The 22,354-nt window shown below is 66.7% G+C and carries 12 protein-coding genes; 10 read left to right on the top strand and 2 right to left on the bottom strand.

The window, feature by feature from the left end; all coding sequences use genetic code 11:
- Positions 1-5: 5 nt before the first annotated feature.
- Both ACPYOD_RS05685 and ACPYOD_RS05680 read left to right on the top strand, forming a co-directional pair.
- On the top strand, positions 6-1,712 hold the full coding sequence (locus ACPYOD_RS05685) for a putative porin (RefSeq protein ID WP_481300762.1): 1,707 nt from the start codon (positions 6-8) through the stop codon (positions 1,710-1,712).
- 9 nt (positions 1,713-1,721) lie between these two features.
- Positions 1,722-2,348, top strand: coding sequence for a hypothetical protein (locus ACPYOD_RS05680; RefSeq protein ID WP_481300761.1), 627 nt, complete (start codon positions 1,722-1,724; stop codon positions 2,346-2,348).
- Positions 2,349-2,359: 11 nt separating this feature from the next.
- Here ACPYOD_RS05680 and ACPYOD_RS05675 read toward each other — a convergent pair whose 3' ends face one another.
- Positions 2,360-2,551, bottom strand: coding sequence for a hypothetical protein (locus tag ACPYOD_RS05675; RefSeq protein WP_481300760.1), 192 nt, complete (start codon positions 2,549-2,551; stop codon positions 2,360-2,362).
- Between ACPYOD_RS05675 and ACPYOD_RS05670 the strand changes: the two genes are divergently transcribed.
- The 8 genes from ACPYOD_RS05670 (at position 2,550) to ACPYOD_RS05635 (ending at position 21,754) form a co-directional block, all read left to right on the top strand.
- Complete coding sequence (locus tag ACPYOD_RS05670; RefSeq protein WP_481300759.1) at positions 2,550-2,942, top strand: hypothetical protein; 393 nt, start codon at positions 2,550-2,552, stop codon at positions 2,940-2,942. The two genes, ACPYOD_RS05675 and ACPYOD_RS05670, sit on opposite strands and share 2 nt — an antisense overlap.
- Before the next feature lie 56 nt (positions 2,943-2,998).
- The gene (locus tag ACPYOD_RS05665) at positions 2,999-15,106 is read left to right on the top strand and encodes a filamentous haemagglutinin family protein (protein WP_481300758.1); all 12,108 of its coding nucleotides are present in this window, start codon (positions 2,999-3,001) and stop codon (positions 15,104-15,106) included.
- 174 nt (positions 15,107-15,280) lie between these two features.
- A complete protein-coding gene (locus tag ACPYOD_RS05660; RefSeq protein WP_481300757.1) occupies positions 15,281-16,693 on the top strand; it encodes a substrate-binding domain-containing protein in 1,413 nt (470 codons plus the stop codon).
- Between the two features lie 126 nt (positions 16,694-16,819).
- On the top strand, positions 16,820-17,242 hold the full coding sequence (locus ACPYOD_RS05655; protein ID WP_481300756.1) for a type IV pilus modification PilV family protein: 423 nt from the start codon (positions 16,820-16,822) through the stop codon (positions 17,240-17,242).
- Entirely contained in the window at positions 17,239-17,901 is a 663-nt protein-coding gene (locus ACPYOD_RS05650) for a prepilin-type N-terminal cleavage/methylation domain-containing protein (protein WP_481300755.1), read from the top strand. The genes ACPYOD_RS05655 and ACPYOD_RS05650 overlap by 4 nt, the downstream gene beginning before the upstream one ends.
- Complete coding sequence (locus tag ACPYOD_RS05645) at positions 17,898-18,812, top strand: type II secretion system minor pseudopilin (protein ID WP_481300754.1); 915 nt, start codon at positions 17,898-17,900, stop codon at positions 18,810-18,812. The genes ACPYOD_RS05650 and ACPYOD_RS05645 overlap by 4 nt, the downstream gene beginning before the upstream one ends.
- A gap of 135 nt (positions 18,813-18,947) precedes the next feature.
- Positions 18,948-19,937 carry a YVTN family beta-propeller repeat protein gene (locus ACPYOD_RS05640; protein ID WP_481300753.1) on the top strand — a complete coding sequence of 330 codons (990 nt, stop codon included), beginning with the start codon at positions 18,948-18,950 and terminating at the stop codon, positions 19,935-19,937.
- A 140-nt stretch (positions 19,938-20,077) separates the two neighbouring features.
- On the top strand, positions 20,078-21,754 hold the full coding sequence (locus tag ACPYOD_RS05635) for a putative bifunctional diguanylate cyclase/phosphodiesterase (RefSeq protein WP_481300752.1): 1,677 nt from the start codon (positions 20,078-20,080) through the stop codon (positions 21,752-21,754).
- Here ACPYOD_RS05635 and ACPYOD_RS05630 read toward each other — a convergent pair.
- Positions 21,739-22,305, bottom strand: a complete 567-nt coding sequence (locus ACPYOD_RS05630; protein WP_481300751.1) for a hypothetical protein — start codon at positions 22,303-22,305, stop codon at positions 21,739-21,741. The two genes, ACPYOD_RS05635 and ACPYOD_RS05630, sit on opposite strands and share 16 nt — an antisense overlap.
- Positions 22,306-22,354: the final 49 nt, after the last annotated feature.

Here is a 22,354-nt window from a genome sequence, read left to right as displayed (position 1 = left end):
TTCGCATGACCATCGGAAAGGCCCGCCACCGTCCCGCGCGAGCCATGCTGACCGCCGCCATCGCGCTGGCGCTCTGCGCAGGCGGCGCGCACGCACAGAGTGCACCGTCCGATAACGCCACCATCAATCTCGTGCGCCTGCTCGTGAAGCGCGGCGTGCTGACCCAGTCGGATGCGGACGGACTCATCGCGCAGGCGAACGCCGAGGCCGCGCAGGCGCAGAAACTCGCCGGCACCGCCAACGCGGCACCCGCGGTGCCCGGGCAGGTACGCGTGACCTACGTGCCCGAGGTGGTGCGCAACCAGATCAAGGACGAGTTGCGCCAGGAGGTGGTGGCGCAGGCCAAGAGCGAGCACTGGGCCGAACCGGGTGCCCTCCCGGGCTGGCTCGACCGGATCAGCTGGTCGGGCGACATGCGCGTGCGCGACGAATTCCATTACTACGACAAGGGCAACGCCTATCCCGTGGTGGACTTCGCGCAGCTGAATCGCACGGGGCCGTACGACCTCAACGGGGTCAATCCGCCGCCGCTGCTCAACACGAGGGAGAACCGCACCAACTCGCTGCGCATCCGTGCGCGGCTCGGCGTGAACGTGGACCTGGGCGAGAACGTGAGCGCCAGCATCCGCATCGGCACCGGTAACGTCAACAACCCGGTGTCCACCACGCAGACGCTCGGCGGGGGCCTGGCGAAGAAGGATCTCTGGCTCGACCAGGCGTGGCTGGCGTGGAAGCCGACGCCGTGGGCGCAGGTGATCGGCGGCCGCATGCCGAACCCGTTCATGAGCACGGACCTCGTGTATTCGAACGACCTGAACTTCGACGGCATCGTCGGCAAGTTCAACGTGCCGATGACGGACGAGATCGGCGCGTTCGCGAACGTGGGCATGTTCCCGATCGAATACCAGGCCGACGACTTCCCCTCGCAGCAGGGCATCAAGAACGCCAGCCGCGACAAGTGGATGACCGGTGCGCAGCTCGGCGGCAGCTGGAAGTTCAACGAAGACACCGAATGGAAGCTGGCCCTGGCCTATTACCGCTTCGACCACATGCGTGGGGAGCTGTCCTCGCCGTGCTCGATCTACCTCGGCGTGAGCTTCTGCGACACCGACGCGACCCGCTCTGCCTTCATGCAGAAGGGCAACTCGCTGTTCCTCATCCGCGACATCGTGCCGGACCCGAACTCGCCGACGAGCTACGCGCAGCCGCAGTACGTGGGGCTGGTCTACGACTACCACGTGGCCGACGCGAATACGCAACTCGACATGAAGGTGGCGGATACGCCGCTGCGCCTGGAAGCCGATTACATCCGCAACATGGCGTACCACCGTCGCGACGCCTTCCGCAGCGACGTGGGCCTGAGCCGTCTGGTGAACAACTTCGGTGCCGGCGACTTCAGCGAAGGCACGTACAAGAGCGGCCCGGTGGGCTGGATGGTCCGGGCCACGCTCGGCGACGTGAATCCGCATGCGGCCGGCGACTGGAACGTGGCCCTTGCCTATAAGTACCTGCAGCCGGACGCCACGCTCGACGGCCTGACCGACACCGACTTCCACCTGGGCGGCACCAACGCCAAGGGTTTCATCCTGGGCGGCAGCTACGGCATCTCGCCGTACGCATGGCTGAGCGCGCGCTACTTCAACGCGAAGGAAGTCTTCGGCCCGCCGCTTTCCATCGACGTGTTCCAGCTCGAAATGAATGCGCGGTTCTAAGGAGGCGACATGAAACGCACCCTCATCGCACTGGCCTTGCTCGCCGTCATGCCGGCGGCCTTCGCCCAGACCGGCAGTCTCGAAAGCCGCATCCGCGACCAGCTGCGGGAAGCACGTACGCAATTGCAGGACCTGCAGGCGCAGCAGTCGCAATGGGCCGCGGAGAAGGCGGCACTGGAGAAGGAGCGCGACGAGGCGAAGCAGGCGGCGGAAGCGGCCCGTGCCGGCGCGAAGACCGCCACGGGCCTGTCGCCCGAAGCCATCCGCGCCATCGCCGCCGAACGGCAGAAGCGCGAGGCCGCCGAGGCCGAGTTGCAGCGCGGCAAGGCCGACGCGGGTTCCGCGGCCGTGGCCTTGCGTACCGCGGAAGCCGAACGGACAAAGCTTGCGAAGGAACTCGACGCGGCAAAGGGGCAGGTGGACGCCTGCACGGCGCGCAACGTGCAGATGTACCGCGTGGGCCAGGAGGTGATTTCGGCCTACGAGAACATCGACATGGCCGACGTGGTCGCCTCGCGCCAGCCCTTCGCGGCGAAGGCGCGGGCGAAGCTGGAGAACGCGGCGCAGTCGTTCGGCGACAGGCTCTACGAGCAGCGCTTCGATCCGCGGGCCGGCCAGGCATCGGCCACGCCATGAAGCGGAACGGGTTAGCCCAGTGGTGGGGCGCAAGGGACGGCATCGGACACCGCACCGGACAAGGACGTCCCCATGCGTTCCGTGTCGGCGGCGAGGTGGGTCATGTATCCCGACCATGATCTCGCGTCGCCGCCCGCGTACCACGTATCGCGCCCACGCAGCTCGCGCGCACGCGCGGCGGCGGATGCGCGGATCTGCGGCATGACCTGTATGCACGCCCTGGCCGAGATGCTTCGCCAGCTTTATTCGGCCCGGCAGGGCCGGGCGGCGGAGGTGCTGATGGACCGTTGCTCGCGCGAGGCGCTGGAGAAGCTGGTGCGCGAGTCGTCGGCCTTCCTCGGCTCGCGTGTGCTGTACGCCGTGGAAGACAGGCTACGCCATCGCAAGCCGCAACTGGACGATACCGCGCTGCCCACGATCCGCGCGATCGCGAGTGTGTTGAACGCGTGGCTCCACGACGGGCGCCGGTTGGCGATCCGCGCGGTGCTGCGCGAACTCAGCGAGGACGAGCTCAAGGAACTCGCCGCGCTACCGGAATTGAATGACGAAGTGGCAACGATGACCGGCGATTTCGCGGGCGGGAACGCGCCCTGATCGTTGCCGATACACAGCGCGGCGCAGACACGCCGCAACCGTTTCCGAGGCCAGTCATGATCGTACGCACCCAGGTTCCCGCCCGTAGCCGTTCCAGCCAGCCCGCGAAGCCGCGACCGGCGTTGCACCGGCGCGCGATGTGCCACTTCATCGCCCTCGCACTGTTCGGCGGTGGCGCGGCTCACGCGGCCACGCCGCAGGCGGCGTTCAGTCCCGGCTGGCTCGCCGGCAAGCAAGTGGGTGCCGCGCGCCCGGTCACGAGCGGGACCGGTAGCGGCCAGGTGGGCAACGGCGGCAACGTCTTCACGCCCGGCAACGTGATGCTGCAACAGCGCGTGCAGCAGTCGATCGCAAACCTCGACGCGGCCGCCCAGGCCGTCGCGGCGCAGATGAGTGCGCAGAAGAGCGCCCAGGCCGCTGCGCAGGCGCTGGCCTCGAACGTGCCGGACGGCCTGGGTGCCGGCGGCCTCAAGGTCGACAGCCGCGTGGGTACCGATCCGACGCTGTGGCAGAACGCCAACGCGCCGACGCAGTCGGTAGCCGGCGGACGCACCACCGTGGAGATCAAGCAGACGAAATCCAAGGCGATCATGACCTGGGAGTCGTTCAACGTGGGGCGGAAGACCACGGTGCATTTCGATCAGACCGGTGGCGCGCAGACGAACGGCGGCAACCAGTGGATCGCGTTGAACCGCGTCAACGACCCGAGCGGCAAGCCCAGCGAGATCCTGGGCCAGATCAAGGCGGAGGGCACGGTCTACCTGCTCAACCGCAATGGCGTGATCTTCGGCGGCGGCGCACAGGTCGATACGCACTCGTTGCTTGCGAGTTCACTCGACCTCTTTTCCAGCGACGTGGCGAAGAGCAACGCATTCTTCCTGAAGTACGGCATCGGAAGCGCGGCGGATCCGGAGAATATCCTCGGCCTCGGCAATTCGGTGGACATCCTCACCGACAGCGGTGATGCGGGACGGCCCGATGCGCAACGAGGGGCCGTGGAAGTCGAAAAGGGTGCGATCATCTCAGCTTCCAAGGACGGCTACGCTTTGCTCTCGGCCCCCCGCATCGAACAAGGTGGCCAGATCGTCGCAGACAGCGGACAGGTGATCCTGGCGGCAGTCCAGAGCCTCCGGCTCGCGACGAATTCCTCGGCCAACGGATTGGATGTCGTTGCGCCCTTCAGCACGCAGAAAGTGGATGGCGTCATCGCCAACACGGGCCTGATCCAGGCACGGCAAGGGCGCATCCAGTGGCTCGGCGAAGACATGCAGCAGGATGGGGTGCTTGTCTCTTCCACCAGCCTCAGCCATCCAGGCAGCATCCGCTTCGACGTGGGAAGCCAACAGAATTTCTCGTCCGTGCTCAGCCTCGGTCCAACGTCGGTCACTACGGTGCTGCCGGAGAAGAACGGGGAAACCACCACGTCGTCGCCGGATGCCGATGCGGCGTTCGTGACGAGCAACGTGGACTTCAACATGAAGACCGTGCTGCGGCCCGGGGCGCTGGTGGAGGTGCCGGCAGGTAACGTCACCTTCCATCGCGACGCCTACGTGGACAGCGGCGCCACGATCGATGTGTCCGGACTTGCCGACGTCACGCTGCCGATGTCGGCCTTGCTCGTCACCATTCCGCGCGTGGGCCTGAACGAACTCGCCAACTCGCCGCTCCTGCGCGACAGCTTCCTGTTCTCCGCGAAGAATGTCGCGATCGACAGCACCCGCGCCGGGACGCGCCCGGACGGCCTGGACTGGGTGGGCAGTCCAATCCTCAACGTTGCGGGCTACGTGAATACCGTGCCGCGCACCGTCGACCAGCTGATGATCCGCGCGGGCCATATCGCCTTCCAGCAGGGCGGTATCGTCCGCACCGGCGCCCAATTGCGGCTGGAGGGCGGCTTCCTCAATTACTTGCCGGGCTACGTCGCCACGCCCCGCCTCCAGGCCAGCAACGGGCTTATCTACGACATCGCTTCCGCGGATCCCAATGTCGACTACACCGGCTTCGCGGGTGTCTACAGCCAGAATCATTCCCGTTGGGGCGTCACCGAGACCTACAACAATCCGCTGCTGGCCAATACGGGCCGCTGGGATCCGGGCTTCATCCATGGGGGGGACGCCGGTACGCTTTCGGTTGGAAAGAGCGACAACGACACGCTCATCAACGATGTGATCCTCGACGGCGACGTGAGCGCGCACGCTTATGCCGGGCGCGAGCAGGTGCGTGGCAGGAACGAGCCGATGGGTGGCTCGCTCGATATCGATGTGATCGAGCTCTCCAAGCAAAATCCCTTGAGTGGAGTGTCCCTCGCCAATTCCGTGAACTTCGTGATTCAGGCGGAGCACGTGCCGCTTGAGGCATACGCTCCCCAGATAACGGCGGACGACCCATGGCCGGTCAAGGGTGGCGACCCCGCCGACCCGAACAACCCGCTATCGTGGCGCAGCCTCTCCACGGCGATGATCGACAATGCGGGCCTGCGCAAGGTTCGCATCAGCACCGCGGGCACAATCCTGGTGAAGGACGGCGATGAATTGCACGTAACGAACGGCGGCGAAGTAGATCTCACCGCAACCAACGTCGACATCGAAGGCGGGATCGTGTCGCACGGCGGCTCGATCGACCTTTCGGCGCGTGCCACGGAGCCGAACCGACAGGAATCCATCACCTCGGCCATCACGATGGGGGCACGGGGACGCCTCGACGCGAGCGGCCTGTGGGTGAACGATGCGGGCCGGACAATGGATGATGCGCAAGGCGATCACTGGATCGACGGTGGCAGTGTCACGTTGACCGGTTTCACCAGCGGCCGTGCGAACGTTCCCGATATCACGCCGGACATTCACCTGGCTGGCGGGTCCGTCATCGACGTGTCCGGCGGCGGCTACGTCGGTACCGACGGCGTGCTCTCGATGAACGGTGCGGTACCGAGAGGCAGGGGTGGCAACGTGACGTTGCAGACCCACGTCGATACGGCGCAGATGAGCTTCGCCACGTTCGGATCAGGCCAGCCATCCGACATTCTGGGCGGAGCGATCGAACTCGGTTCCACACTTGTGGCCGAAGGGTTTTCAGGCGGTGGCAAGCTGACCCTGCACGCCCCGGAGATCCAGATCGGCGGCGAGACGTCGCCAACGCCCGGCATCGCGCTCCTCTACCTCGACCCCTCGATGTTCTCGTCGCTGGGTTTCTCCAGTTACAACCTTCTGGCGGAAACGGACGTGACCGTAGCGCCCGATGCGCAGGTCGCGGTGGCGCCAAGGGCGATGCTGGCCGACCGGACGGCACTGCTGGGCGTCGGCAGCCGTTCGGGTCTGCTCGGACCCACAGGGCAAGGGGATGTGGCCGCATCGGGCACACTCGACCCGTATGTTCGCTACACCCAGCGGCAGCCCGGCGATGGCCTGGCAGTCCAGGCCGGCATCTACCGGGCCTGGTCGGGTGTCGACCTTCCGGGGGTCAGATCCAGCGTGATCATCGGAAAGGGTGCGCGCGTCGGCGTGGATGCGGGCGGCACCGTGGCCCTCGCTGCGACCGGCAGCGTCGTCGTCGACGGTGCGCTGGTGGCGCGCGGGGGCTCGATCGCGCTGCACGATCTCAATGTAAGCGTCGCCATCGGCAAGCTGGATGCGCCCAACCGGAGCGTGTGGCTGGGTGCCGACAGCGTGCTGGATGCAAGCGGCATCTCGCTTCGGGACCCCGGCGCGGGCAGGCTACCCGGCGATGGAACGGCGACCGCCTTGCGGCGCGACGGTGTGGTCCTCAATGGCGGCAGCATCCAGTTGTACTCGGACCATGACGTGGTGGCCGAGCGCGGCTCGCGCGTTGTCGTTTCCGGTGCCAGCGACACCTACGATCTCCCGGCAAGCGGACGGCGGGCGGGCATCGCAAGTGTGTCCGATGTGGCTACGCCTGTCTGGAGCGACGGCGGCACCCTGGACATCCAGACGAACGCGGGTCTGTATTTCGATGGGACGATCGATGCCCGCGGTGGCGCTGCACTGGCATCCGGCGGTCAGTTTGCGATTTCCACCCGAACCGGCAGGTCGCAGTCCAGCAGCAATCAGGGACTGCTCGTATTCACGCAGGACGAGTGGCGCCTTCCGCAGGGAAGCGATCCTTTCGCTTCCACTGCGCTCGACGAGGGCGACGGCGGCGACGTGCGCTTCGACGTGAACAGGCTCGCGGGAAGCGGCGTGGATGACTTCTACGTCGGGCGGCCCGTCGACGGCGGTGACGCGACGGTGCTGCAGGGCCTCTCGATCGCGTTCGCGGGGGACGTATCCCTACGCACGGGTCGCAGCATCCAGATGCAGACGGTCGGTCTCTCGGCCATCGGCGCCGATGCGCGTACACCGGCGGATGGCGTGAGTGGCACAGGCGGGACGGTGTCGCTGGAAGCGCCCTACGTCGCGATCCTGGGTGTGAGAGCCCTGGCGGCAGCGCCCGCGCCCAGCACGCTCGATGGCGGCACCCTGAATGTGGACGCCCAGGCTATCGATCTGGGCGGCCGCGTGAACCTTGCGGGCTTCAGCCAGGCGTCATTCAATGCCCTGGGCGACATCCGTTTCACTGTGCCCGCCACCGACACCAGCACCAACCTCACGGGCTGGCTCTACAGCACGGGCAATCTGGCTTTCACGGCCAGCCGGTTGTACCCGGTGACGCATTACTCGTTCCTGATCGATGCGGCTCATCCGTCGTCCGAAACCACGGTGTCCTTCCACCCCTCGGCACGGCGCGATGGCACGACGCCACTCAGCGCCGGCGGCACGCTTGCGGTAGCCGCGGACCACATCGAGCAGGACGGCACCGTGTGGGTACCCTCGGGCTCGATCGTGCTCGGCACCGACGATCCGGAAGCGATGAAGACCGCGCTCGGTCTGCCCGATGCGCTGCCGGTCGTCTCGGCGCGCGACGTGCACCTGGGGGCGGGAAGCGTCACCTCCGTGTCGCTTGGCGGGGCAACGTTGCCGTACGGTACGACCGTCGACGGCAAGGACTGGCATTACGAAAACGCCGACGGCAGCAATCAGCCGCTGGTCGTTCGGCCGCCGGAGAAATCCATCGCCATCGCCGGCGGCTCCATCGCCCTGGATGCCGGTGCGGTGGTGGACCTCTCGGGCGGTGGCGACCTGCAGGCCGTGGAGTGGGTTCCCGGTACCGGAGGGTCGCGCGATGTCCTCGCGCAGACCTATGTCGACTACAGCACGTCGCAGGAAGGCCAAAGGAAATCGCAATACGCGGACGGCCGGCCCATCTACGCGATCCTGCCCGGTTACGACGCGCCGTTGTCCGCACACGATACGGCGCTGGAACTCGGTATGGGCGCCGGTCCGCAGGCGGGGCAGGCAGTGTACCTGTCCGGCGTCCCCGGCCTGGCCGATGGCGTGTACACACTTCTTCCCGCGCGTTACGCGACCCTGCCGGGGGCGTACCGCATCGTGCAGAACACGGGCGTCAAGGATCCCGTGCCGGGATCGGCAAGCACGGCGCCCGACGGCAGCCACCTGGTCACCGGCTACTTCACCAACGCCCTGACTGGCGCGCGAGACGCACGCGCGAGCTCGTTCACGGTGCAATCGGCGGACACGTGGGGACAGTATTCGGAATACGCGCTCACCTCGGCCGCCACTTTCTTCGCCGACAAGGCGGACGCGAACGGCGACGTCGTACCCCGCCTCGGTGCGGATGCGGGGCGCCTGTCCATCGCCGCCACCGCGGCGCTGACTCTGGGCGCAACACTGGACGCCGATCCGGCAAAGGGTGGCCGTGGCTCGCAGGTGGATATTGCCGGCGATGCGATCCAGATCGTGGGCGGTGGCGAAACAACACGAGAGGGCTATCTGCACGTGGCGGCCGACGAGCTGTCGACGTTGGGAGCCGGCAGCCTGCTCATCGGCGGCAAGCGCTCGAGTACCGACGACGGCGATCGTGTCGACGTGCTCGCCAACCACGTGCTGCTGTCGAACGACGCGGCACATCCCCTGCAGGGCGGTGAAATCATCCTCGCCGCGAACGGAAGCGGTGGCGTGACCCTGGACGATGGCAGCGTGCTCCGCGCGACGGCCAGCAGCGATAAGGCCGGGGCGCCCCTCATCATCGGACAGACCGCCAGCGACACCTCGCCGGGCGTCAGTGGCGATGGCGCCCTGTTACGTGTATCGGGTATGGACGCGGCACCGGTGTTGCGAGCGAACATCACCGGACTGGACGGAGCGGCCGGTATGCCCGGCGGGGATCTCGTCGTAGGGGCCGGTGCCGTGATCGAGGCCGCGATGTCGATCAGCATGGATGCCACCGGGCTCACCATGCTGGCCCCGGATGCCACGCTGCATGCGCAGGCAGTGGACGTCACCGCATCCCGCATCGGCCTGACCGGCAGCGATCCAGCTCCCCAGGACGAGGCGGGCCGCCTGCTGATCGGTCCGCGCACGCTTGCGCAACTTGCGGCGAGCGACGAGCTTACGCTGAGGGGGCGCAAGGCCATCGACCTCATCGGCGACGCCACGCTAAGCGTGGCGAACGCGCTGACATTGAGCGCGCCGACCATCCTGAGCGACGGCGGACACGCGTCGCTCGCCGCCGGCTCGCTCACCATCGGCAACGACACCGGCGGTACGTCCGCGGCGCCCCTGGCCGGCGACGGCAGCCTGCGCGTGGACGTGGCGGACCTGTATCTCGGAGGAGGTAGCACTTTGTTGAGCGGCTTCGCGCAGTTCGCGGCGAACGCCACCCGCGGCGTCCATGGCACCGGCGTCGGCGTGATCGATCTCGGCGCGGCAGACGTCGATGTCGCCACGCCAGGCTTCGCACTATCGCTTGGCGCGGACAACCGCATGCAAACGACCGGTGCCATGCAGCTGTCCGGGAACGGCGGGACGCTCGCCACCGTTGGCACCGCGGGCGGAAAGCTCGCCCTGCAAGCGGGCTCCATCGATCTCGACACCGCCATCGTAACGCCGGGCGGCAGCGTGTCCCTCCATGCCAGCGAAGGGGATGTACACCTGGGCGATCACGCGGCGATCGATGCCAGCGGCCTCGCACTGCCGTTCATCGACACGACCGTGCCGATACCCGGTGGCTCCGTGAACTTGCAGGCGGACGCGGGAAACATCGTGACGTCGGCTGGATCGAAGATCGATGTCAGTAGTCCATCCGACGGGAAGAGCGCCGGTAGTGCCGGACGCCTGACCGTGGTCGCGTCGCAAGGCAGCGCACTCCTCGACGGAACGCTGGCCGGTCACGCCGCCACCGGTTACCTCGGCGGCGTGCTGTCCCTGGACACCGCCGGTTCGCTGGACCTGGGTGCACTCGCCGGCAGGGCGGACGCGGGTGGCATGGACGGTTCGATCACTGTCCACACGCGCAGTGGCGATCTCTCGCTCGGCGGCGGACAGACGCTGCGCGCGCATGCCGTGAACCTCACTGCCGATGGTGGCAGCGTGAGCGTCGCGGGCGATGTCGATGCCTCGGGCACGTTCGGCGGCAGCATCAAGCTGTTCGGTGCACGTGGCGTGGACGTCGACGGTAGCCTGGCCACGAGTGCTTCCGCGGCAGGGAAGGACGGCGGCGACATCGCCATCGGCACCGGCGGCACCGGCGACGGTACGGTGAACGATGTGTTCGGGTACCAGAACGTGCAGCGGGCCGATGCCGGCCACATCCGTATCGGCGCCGGCGCGCGTATCGTGCAGAGCGGCACCGGTAGAGACGGCAAGCTCTACCTTCGCGCACCGCTGTTGAGCGATGGCGACGTGCCCGTCGACATTGCGCCGCAGGTGGACCTGTCGTACACGCGCGAGCCTTCGCTCGAAGCCTATGCCGTGTGGGATACGCGCGATTCGTCCTCCGATCCTGCGAAACACTTCGACGGCCTGGTGGACGCCGCGGGATGGTTCAGTGCCGATCCGTCCACGGGCAAGCCGATGCTCGTGGCAGGTACTTTCATGGACGATGCGGGCAATGTCGTGCCGGGCCCCGATCCGGCGGATGCGGCGCAGGTTGCCGATTACCTCGCGCGCTATCGTTTCACCCCGTCGGCGGCGAACCAGGCGCACACCTCGTTCTACGGTTACCGCAATGGTGACGAGAGCCAGGGCGCGGGCACCTTGATGGGCTTCATCGAAGCGCCGGGTTTCACCTTCGAGAACCGCCTGAAGGGTGCGGCACCGACGCTTGCCATGCGCCCTGGCGTGGAACTGCGCAACGGCGACGCCACCTGGAACGATGGCAGCATCGCGGTGCTCACGAACTGGAACCTCGGCGCCGGCACCCGCGATGCGGACGGCACGCTGCACCTTGCCTATCGCTACGGTGCGCAGGCTCCCGCGTTGAGTCTGCGCGCGGAGGGCGACCTGGACATCCGCGCAAGCATCACCGACGGCTTCTACCAGGAGGGCAGCGCGGGTGGCACGGGCGGCAAGGCGCCGGAGGCCGGTCAGGACGAGGCCAAGATGTGGTACGAGACGATCGTGAGCCAGGCCAACGGCACGGAGACGATCGACGGCCTGTTCGCGAAGCCGGAGGAATTCACGGACGGCGATTCCGAGGCCGTGAAGCAGTACTACGGCCAATACGTGGAGTACGCGAAGTACCTGACGTCGGGCATCGGTGAATTCAGCGATCCCAACAGTCCGACGCCGGTCACGCCCGCCACGGTGATTTCGTTCTCGCTTGGTTTCGGGTTGCTCGATCCCTCGGTACAGGCGCCGCCGGCACCGACACGGCCGACTGTGCTGAACGAGTATCCGTCCTACCTCGCCGGCTACAAGGGGTACCTCGTCACGGCAGGCACGTCCACGGATTTCAAGGACACCTTTACCATGCCGTTCGACTTCGTCACGCTCGACGGACCGCCGACGACGCTTGACGTGATCGCGCCTACGGCCGCGCCGGTCGACAACGGTCCGTCGCCCCAGGCGGTGGCCGGCAATCCGCTGCCGATCCTGAGCGCGACGCTCACGGGCGGCAACAGTTCCACCTATCGCCTCACGGCAGGCGCGGATCTCGCATCGACCGATCCGGGAGCCACGCTCGCAGGCAGCCTCGGCGCGGTGCACCTGTCCGGGCATACGGACTACGCCGACCCACAGACGGACCGCGTGCTTGCCGCACCCACCGTCGTGCGCACAGGCACCGGCGACATCGAGATCGCGGCGGCCGGCGATATCCGCTGGACGGATGAAAGGGCGCCCGCGGCAGTGTACACGGCGGGTGCGCCGGTGCAGGGCACGACGGCCGACGACTCCGTATCGCTGTTGAGGCCGTCGACGAATATCGGTCTTGAGGAGTCGGCCACGCCGGAACTGGTCCTCACCGGCCCGGTGAACCCGGACGGTGCGGGCCATCTTGATCTGCACGCGGGCGGCGACATCGTTGGCATCCAGGACGCGGTGGACACGTCCGGCGACCTCACAGGCACGGCCGGTACGCACACGGCGCAGTACTGGTGGCCGTGGATGCAGACGAACAACAGCGAAACGCGATCGTCGATCAACTTCGGCGGCTTCGACCAGGGCCTGATGAGCGTCGGCGGCAACGTCAGCGTGCAGGCCGGGGGCGACATCCGTCAGCTTTCGGTGTCGCTGCCCAGCACCTGGATCATCGACACCGACGCCTCCGGTGCGCGCAGCCTCCAGACCTTCGGTGGCGGCGACCTCGACGTGCGTGCGGGTGGCGACATCCTCAGTGGCACCTATTTCGTGGCGCACGGCCGCGGCAGCATCGAAGCCGGCGGCCGGATCGGCAGCGACTTTTCCGTGTCGTATACGACCCCGCTGAATCGCGAGGCGACCATGCCGGTTTCCACGTTGATCGGCATGCAGGACAGCCAGGTCACGGTCCAGGGTGTCGGTACGGTCGACCTCGGCGGCGTTTTCAATCCGTCCCTGCTGGACAGCAACGCGGTGTCGGCACTCGCTTCGGCGGGGCATCCCGATCGCCAGAACTATTCGGCGGCGTCCCGCATCGACATCACGTCCCTCCTGGGCGATGTGGCCTACGGCGACCTGGCGTCACCGATCTCGCTGTTCACCGCCGGGCTGATACCGTCGGCGAGTTTCTTTGCCGACACGGCCGGAGACATGTTGCCGGCCTCGGTGCGCTTCGCATCTCCTAACGGCGACTTGACCTTGCTCGGCAGCGGCGAACTCTATCCGTCCAGGGACGGCAACCTGGAACTGCTTGCGCGGGGTAACGTGACCTTCGACCTCGCGAATGTGGGGCAGGTCACCAATCGTCCCGCATGGGGCATGATCGACGCCCCCTTGAGTTCCCTGGTTTCTCCCTTGAACCTTACGCCGCTGGGGCTCACGTCGGGAGCGAGTGCGCCGCAGAGTGGTTATCTGATGGGACAGACGTTGACCGTCGCGGCGGCACAATCGGGTTTTCACGCCACCGATGCCTGGCACGCCGACGACACCGATCCCGTGCGGGTCTACGCGCTTGATGGCGACATCGTCAATGGCAGCGCGGCAAGCGTGAACGCAAGTTTCCTGATGCCGAACAAGGTGGCGCATATCGAGGCCGGCCGGGACATCGTCGATCTCGCCTACCTCGGTCAACAACTCCACAACGCCGACATTTCGGTGATCAAGGCCGGTCGCGACATCGTCGATCGACCGCTCGCCGATGTGCCGCTCGGCGAGCAGACGGGCAATCCCCTGGCGGTCATCGCGCAGGCCGGGCCGGGCTACCTCTCCGTGGAAGCCGGCCGGAACCTGGGGCGTCTCGCGTCGCAAAGTGAACTGTATACACCGCCGCTTGGCGTAAAGGCGCTCATGGCGCCGGCAGGGGGCGTTCAGTACACGGGTATCGACTCCGTTGGCAATATCTACAATGCCGCACTTCCCGACCAGGGTGCGTCGCTCATCGTCTCGTACGGGGTCGCACCGGGCGTGGACCGTGCCGCCTTCATCGCGCGCTATATCGACCCGTCGGCGGTCAAGCCGCCGGGCCTGGATGATGCGTCCGCCGCGCTGGTGGCATTCGTCGAGAACTACGACGCGGGCTTGTCGGTGAACACGGGACTCGTCGCCGACAGTCACGTGCCGGACTACAGCGTCGACCAGGCCTGGGCACGGTTCCAGGCGCTTCCGGACGAAGCGCAGGCCATCTTCACCCAGCAGACGCTGTTCCGTGTGCTCGCGCAGGTAGGCAAGGACTACAACGACGTGTCGAGTCCTTTCGCGAACCAATACGCCCGAGGTTATGAGGCGCTCAACACGTTGTTCCCCGCATCGCTCGGCTATACGGCCAACGGCCTTGGCGGCGGCGGCAATGGTGCCGAGAAGACCATCCGCACGGGTGACCTCGACATCCGCGGCAGCACGATCCAGACGCAGCGTGGCGGGGACGTCTCCATCGTCGCGCCAGGCGGCGAAGCATTGCTGGGCAGCGCTTCCGCTCCGCCGGTCATCACGAACAGCGTCACCGGCGACGTGCTCGCGGGCCCGAACACTCAAGGCATCCTCACGTTGCAGCGAGGCAATGTCTCGCTGTTCACCGATCGCAGCACCTTGCTCGCGCAGAGCCGCATCTTCACCGAGCAGGGCGGCGACGTGACGATCTGGAGTTCCAACGGCGACATCAATGCCGGCAAGGGTGCGAAGACGAACAGCGAGATCCCGCCGGTGCGCTATCTGTGCTCGGTCGATGCATGGTGCTTCCAGGATGCGGCGGGCCAGGTGAGCGGCGCCGGCATCGCCACGCTGCAGACGATTCCGGATGCACCGGAGGGTTCGGTGTACCTGATGGCTCCGCGCGGCACGGTGGACGCGGGAGACGCGGGCATACGCGTTTCCGGCAACCTCGTCGTGGCCGCGGCGCATGTGGCGAATGCGGACAACGTGCAGGTGAAGGGCGATGCCGTGGGCCTGCCCGTGGTTCAGGCGGTGAATGTCGGTGCGCTCAACGCCGCGAGTTCCGCCGCGTCCGCCGCCACGAAGGCCGCCGAAGACGTGGCGCGCCAGCAGCAGGCCGATGCGCGCGACCGGCAACCTTCGATCATCTCGGTGCAGGTGATCGGCGGCGATCCGAGTGCGAGTGTCGACGACAAGGCACGCGGTGCCGGTTACGACAGTGCAAGCCCGGTGCAGGTCGTTCGCCGCGCAGGTGCCGCGGGAGACGGACTGACACCGGCGGAGCGCGCGCGACTCGTGCAATGAATCAGGCCTTCGTTGTCATGCGACGTGTCATGAACGTGGTTTGTGCCAACGGTACGTTAACCGTGTAACCGTTCTGGCATGTCGAAGGACATCACCACGTCATGGCCGGGACAATAACGAAGCGAATACTCGTAAGGCCTCCAAGAAGGAGGTCTTACGACTAGGGGTAACACCATGTTCAAGCGCAATGCTATGGGGAACACCCGCGCCAAGCTCCTCGCTGGCGCCGTATTGATGACGCTCGGTCTGACCGCTGCCGGCGCAGCGATGAGCACCAACGTGGGTGGCGGTGGCGCAACGCTGCCTGCCGGTGGTTACGTTGGTTGGAATTTCACCACGTCGGGCGCCGTGTCGCCCGTCTTCTCCAGCAACGTGTCGGGCAAGCCGGGTTCGTCGGTCGACACGGCTTCGCTGATGGGTAACTGGGCCAGCACCAGCTCGCCGACGAACAGCGTGTCGTACTGCCAGACCGGCAGCGGCGGCGGCAAGAAGATCTTCGATCACTCAGACGGTACGGCCACCTGGGGTGGCGCCGGTCAGGCCTGCACCGGCGCGGCGAGCGCGACCACCGGTTTCGGCGCCGATACCTCGATCGTCGATCCGCACTTCGTGGGCAGCGACGCGCCCATGTCGCAGAATGAGTTCAACTGGTTCGGCAATGGCACCAACCTCGGCAACAAGGCCACCAAGTACGGCCAGCCGTCGCAGTTCCCGGCCATCGTGGGTTCGGTTGCCGTCGCGTTCAATAACCCGGACGTGGCTTCGCTCGACTTCGCCGATGCCGGCCTGTGCCGCATCTTCTCGGGCCAGGTGACCAACTGGAACCAGCTCACGGCGTCGGACTTCAACACCGTCCCGTCGCTTCCGCTGCCGAGCCGCACGCTCGTTCTCGCCTATCGCGGCGATGGCAGCGGCACCACGTTCTCGTTCGCCAACCATCTCAGCAACGTCTGCACCTCCCTCCCGAGCGGCAAGTTCTTCCAGGCCGACCAGAGCTTTGCCACGGTGACCGCTCAGTTCACGCTGCCGGCGGGTTCCATTGCCGGTCAGGGCAACCCGGGCGTCGTGACCGCCATCAGCAACACGGCGGGCGCGATCGGCTACGCCGAGTCGGCCAACTTCAAGCACACCACTGTCTCGGCCACCACTCACGTCGCCAAGGTGAACGGCAAGGACCCGTACACCGATTTGCCGGACGCCCTCACGTTCACGACCGTTGCGGTGGACAAGGTCATCAACGGCTGGAATCCCGCCGGTGGCAGCCTGATTCCGGGTACGCCGAAGGTCGACGCGCTCGTCGGTGCCACCACGGCCGGCTGCATGGTCATGGCCGATCCCTCCACGTACGCGAAGGGCGTCGGCACCAGCTACCCGATCCTCGCCGTGTCGAACCTGATCTTCAACCAGAAGGGTAACGGTAGCGATCTGGCCGCCACGCGCGACCTGATGTCCTACACCTACAGCACCACCCGCCGCGTGGGCGCCACGCTCGTCGGCAACCGCACCGCCACCGGTGGCGGCACGGGCTACGCGTTCGTCACCGCTCCGGCGGCCGCGTCGAAGATCAACACCTGCATCACTCTCTGATCGATTACGGATCGGACCGTCACGGATGAGTCATGGATGAGCGGAAAGGGCCTTCGGGCCCTTTCTTTTTTGACATCGGGCCGAAACGTGCCTCGCCGTATGCTCGACGAAGGAGGAGGAAAGACGATGCGACCGTGGCGCGTGCAAGGATTCAGCCTGCTGGAGACGCTGGCCGCGATGTTCCTGCTGGCGCTTTGCTTTGGCGCGCTCATGCAGGCCGCGGGCGCATCCATGGCGTTGAACGCACGCGCCGCCGACTACACGCAAGCGTCGCTGTGGGCCAGCGGCTTTCTCGACCGGCAATTTGTAACGGAGTTTCGATCGACGGGAACGCATGAAGGCCGGTTCGACGACACCTATCGCTGGACGATGACGGTGACCGAACCGCCGTCGGAGTCCGCGGTGCCGACCGTCACGCCCATGCGGCTCTACCGCATCGCGCTCACCGTCGAATGGCGCGAGAAGGGGAAGGACGCATCGGCGCGGTTCGTCACGCAACGCGTGGTGTCCGAACTTCCTCCACGCGATCCGCCGAGGGGCGATTCGTGAAGCGGGCATCCGGCTTCAGCCTGATGGAAACGCTGGCGGCGCTGGCGTTGCTCGCGCTACTGCTCCTTGGCGTGCTCGCTTCGCTGGAGACCATTGCGCGATCCACGCATGCCAGCCTCGCCGCGACGGAGCGGCTCGACCAGATGCGGGCCACGCAGAACTATCTCCGCAGGGCGCTTTCCGGTGCGCTTCCCTACCCATGGGCCTTGGGAAAGGACAAGCATCCCGTGGTGTTTCGCGGAAACGAACAGGCGGCAACCTTCGTTGCGCCCGGCCCGGGATACCTCGCGAACGAGGGGCTGCAATTGCAGACGCTTTCGCTGGTCGGCGAGCCGGGCGATCAACGCCTGGAGGTGGCTTTCGCGCCGCTTCCGACGCGCAGCGGTGCCAAGGTGGTGCCGGCGTCGCCGGAGATGTTGCTGGAACATATCGCATCGGGTCGTCTCGTCTACGGTGGGCGCGACGAACAAGGTCGCGTGCTGCCCTGGCAGCCGTCATGGCCGGATGAGCAGCGCATGCCGACGTTGGTCGGCATCGAACTCACGCTGCGTCCCGGTCTTCATTGGCCGACACTGGTGGTGCCGCTGCGCATGGACGCCGGCGCCGTCAACGACCGCGAAGCGTACGTTCGGCTGGCCACGACCGGAGCGGCACCGTGATTCCCTTCGCCGGAACGCGCGCGCAACGCGGCGTCGCGCTGCTCGTCGTGCTCTGGGGATGCACGCTGGCGGCGATCACCCTCGGCGCTTTGGCGAGCAGCGCCAAGGTGGAGGGCACGCAAGCCCGCGGCCAGTATCTGCAGACCAAGGGTCTCTATGCGGCGGAAGCGGGTATCGAACAGGCGGCCTATCGTCTTCGCGCCCGCCAGGCGAGCCAACGCTGGGCGGTGGATGGACGGACGTATCGTTTGCGCGTGGACGATGTCGACGTCGCGGTGTCCATCGTGGACGAAGATGGAAAGCTCAACCTCAACACGGCCACGCCCGAGCAGATTGCTGCGTTGCTTCTGGCCGTGGGAGGCGATCCGGAGAAAGCGCCGCGTTGGCGCGACGCCATCGTTCGCTGGGGAAGCGGCGGCGAGCGGTTCGCGGACAGCCTGCTGGCGAAGGGTGGCTTCGCCAGCATCGAGGAGCTGCGCCGCGTGCCCGGCCTGCCCGGCGACGTCGTGGATCGCATGGAACCCGGGCTGACCTTGTGGTCCACCTCGGGACCCAACCTCGCGCATGCGCCCTCAATCGTCGTCGCCGCGGCGACCGGGGCCGGGAGGCAAGCCGCCGAGTCCTATGTGGCCGATGTGCGTGCCATGGACCCGGAACATGGCGGACTTCCTTCCGTGCCCGGACATGCGGAAGGGACCATGGCCTCCCTGCCGTCCAGCGGAACCGTCACCGTCGTCTCGACAGCCACGATGCCCGATGGCCTGTTGGTTCGTATCGAGGCGACGCTCGCGTTGCAGAACGCACCGGGCGACCCACGGGCGTACCGCGTGCTGCGATGGCGCGAAACCGGAGCCGTCGACGAGGGGAACCACGGCAACGACGCCGACGATTCCGTCGCCGCCCGCCGGTAGGAAGGTCTTCAAACGGTCACGAGCGCGGATATATGGACATCGCCAAATCGTCACCGCGCGGGAATAGCGTCTGCTCGCGCGCTTGGGATCGGACCAGGCGCTTGTAGCGCTCTCATCCATCTTCGAGGTACTCGCATGACGACTCAACAATCGGCGTCCAGGAACGGCTGGCTCGCGACCGCGGCGCGTTGCACGCTTCCGCTGCTCGTGGCCGGGGCGGCCTTGCCGGCATCGGCCGGTCAGAACAACCACGCCTATGTGGTGAACCAGGGAAGCAACACGGTGTCGGTGATCGACATGGCCACCAACGGCGTGACCGCCACGATCACCGTGGGCTTCACGCCGGTGGCCGCCGCCGTCAGTCCGGACGGCCATCGCGTCTATGTGGTCAACAGCCAGGCCAATTCCGTATCCGTGATCGACGCCGACACCAACATCGTGTCGGCCGAGGTGCAGGTCGGCTCCACGCCCGCGGCGGTGACGGTGGGTGACGGCGGTGCCAAGGTGTACGTCGCCAACTCCGGCGACAGCACCGTGTCGGTGATCGACGCCGCCACCAACACGGTGGCGTCCAGCATCCCGGTGGGAAGCACGCCGCTCAGCATCGCCGCCGGTCCGCTCGGCGCCCGCGTCTACACGGGCAACATCGGCGACGGCACCGTATCCGTGATCGACACGCGTGCGGGTCGCACGGTGGACACCGTGCTGGTGAACGGCATTCCCTTCGGTCTCGGAATCGGTCCCTTCGGCGCGCTGCTGTATGCACCGGATATCGCGTCCAACAACGTCACCGTCGTGGAAACGCTGCACAACACCGTGGTTGGTAGCGTCACCGCGGGCAACGGCGCGTACGACGTCGCGACCAGCGTCGTCGGCACCCCGGTCTACGTCAGCAACTTCGCGGACAACACGCTTTCGGTGATCGAACCCTTCAGCAAGAAGTCGCTCGCTACCGTTCCCGTCGGCAACTCACCGGAGTCCGTCGCCGTCAGCCGCTCCACCGGCCGGGTGTACGTCACGAACACGGGTTCGAACGACGTCTCCGTGCTCGACCCGTTCCGCAACAAGGTGATTGCCACCGTGCCCGTCGGCAACTCCCCGGCATCCGTGGCCACGCAGCCCTAGTAATCGCGTATCCACGCGAGAGCCGAAAGGGCCCTTCGGGGCCCTTTCTTTTGGTTTTTCTTTTGATATGCACACATAGCGATCACGGCGGGAGCCGCACATTGCCCGGCAGAGACCGTCGGGCGGGGGAGGGGGCTGCGGTGATCCACGATCTGGGCACCTGGTCGAAAGTGCTGGAATTGATGCCCACGGCCATGTTCGTGCGCGATGCCTCGCATCGCTGGGTGTTCGTGAACCGGATAGGCTGCGAAAGCTTTGGCGTGTCCGCTGCCGACGTCCTGGGCAAGCGCGACGACGAGCTGTTTCCGCCCGACCAGGCAGCGCGGTTCGCCGCCGGCGACGATGCGGTGCTGCGCAGCCACGAGGTCGTGGAGACCGAAGAGGCGGTCACGGACCTGCAGGGGCGGGTCCGCACGCTTCTCACCCGGAAGACCTGTATCGAACTGGATGGCGAGCCGCACGTGCTGGCCTCGGTCACCGACATTACCGAATTACGCGAAACCGAGGCGCAGGTGCGGTGGCTGGCCTGCCACGATGCCTTGACCGCACTGGCGAACCGGACCGCCTTGTTCGGAAAGCTCGACGCGGCCATCGCCCGCGCCGCCGGCGGTGGCGAGACTTCGGTCCTTTTCTACCTCGATCTGGACGGCGTCAAACGGGTCAACGACACCTACGGGCACCAGGCTGGCGACGAGCTGCTGGTGGAATTCGGGGCGCGCCTGCGCGGGCTGGTCAGGACGACCGATACCGTCGCCCGCATCGGCGGCGACGAGTTCGCCGTGCTCGTGGAGGGCGGAGGCGACCTGGACGTGGCGGCCATGGCGGAGCGTATCCTCATTCTCGCCGCCATGCCGTTCGACGTGACGGCGAACAAGGCTTTCATCGGCACCTCGGTAGGCATCGTGCACATCGACGGCAATGCCGTGGCATCGGGCGAGATGGCGCGCAAGGCGGACAGTGCGCTGTACGAAGCGAAGCGTGGCCGCAACCGTTACGTCGTCTACACCGACGAGCTCGACTCGGCGCTCGCGCACCGACGCGAAGTAGAACTGGCGTTGCGTGAGACGTTGCGTTCGGGAGAAGGCCTGGAATGCCATTTCCAGCCGCTGGTAAGGGCGGCTGACGGCAAGGTGGTCGGCGTCGAAGCACTTGCCCGGTGGCGGCACCCGCGCCTGGGAGCCGTGCCTCCCGTGCAGTTCATCGCGGTGGCGGAGGAAACCGGCCTCATCGGTCCGCTGGGTGAATGGATATTGCGCGAAGCCTGTACGAGGCTCGCGCCGCTCGACGATCTGTTCGTCGCCGTGAACGTGAGCGCGGTGCAATTGCGCGACGACCGCTTCGCGGACATGGTGTTCAACGCGCTCGCTTCGTGCGGCATGCGGGCGGAGCGGCTCGAACTGGAGATCACGGAGACGGCCATCGTCAATGCGGACGCGGCGACGGTGCGCCTCCTTAAGCGCCTGCGGCGCGCCGGCGTGCGCATTTCCCTGGACGACTTCGGCACAGGGTATTCGAGCCTCACCTTGCTGAAGGACCTGGACGTCGACAAAGTGAAGATCGACCGTTCCTTCGTGCAGCTGGCGCCGACCGCCGACGACTCGGCGGCCATCGTGCGGGCCGTCTCCAACCTCGGCGCCGCACTCGGCTTGTCGGTGGTGGCGGAAGGTGTGGAGACGGAACAGCAGCGTCTTTTCCTGCGGGAAGCCGGATGCGACGAACTGCAGGGCTATCTGTTCTCGGAGGCCGTGACGGAGGATCGCATCAAGGCGATCCTCGGAGACGCCGCCCCGTTCGCCCGGGTTTATTCGAAGGAATAAGCGCCCGCGGGTGGCATCGGCCAGGTGCGGCGCAGGTCGGGCATGCCGGGCACGGTCGTTGGCTGCGGCAGGGGTAACGGCATGCGCAGGCCCGGCAGTCCCCCCGTGGCGTCGCCGACGATCGCGATGACGCAGCCGCCGCTTTCCTGAGAGGTGCCGAAGGACAACCGGCCCCAAGGCATCTGCATCACCAGGTAGCGGTTGGGCAGCATCGAGGGCGCGGATGGCAGGGCGGTTTCGGAGGTCGGGGCGTGAAAGGCCTCGCCCAGTCCCGCGCGCTGGAAGCAGGGTCGCTGTTCGAGCTGGATGGAGGTGAAGCGGACGATGGGCACGTCGCCTCCTTCGTCCATGCCGCGGGCTTCGAAAGCGCTGACCCGGAAGCCGTCACGGGTGACGAAGGGCATGCTGCGCACGATCTGGGACGGGGCATCGATCGTGGGATGCAGGCCACCCGGCAGCTTGTCCGACAAGGCATCCATCGCGTTGGGCAGTGTGCCCATGGTCGCGTTGATGATCTCCACCAGCGTCTTGTCGCTGCGCGGCACGGTCACCGGCTCGGCGCCTGCGGACAGGGCCGGAACTGTCTCTTATACACATCTT

It is taken from the genome of Luteibacter sp. HAY1-4A, assembly GCF_056755355.1.
This window is presented reverse-complemented; position numbering and strand designations above follow the sequence as displayed.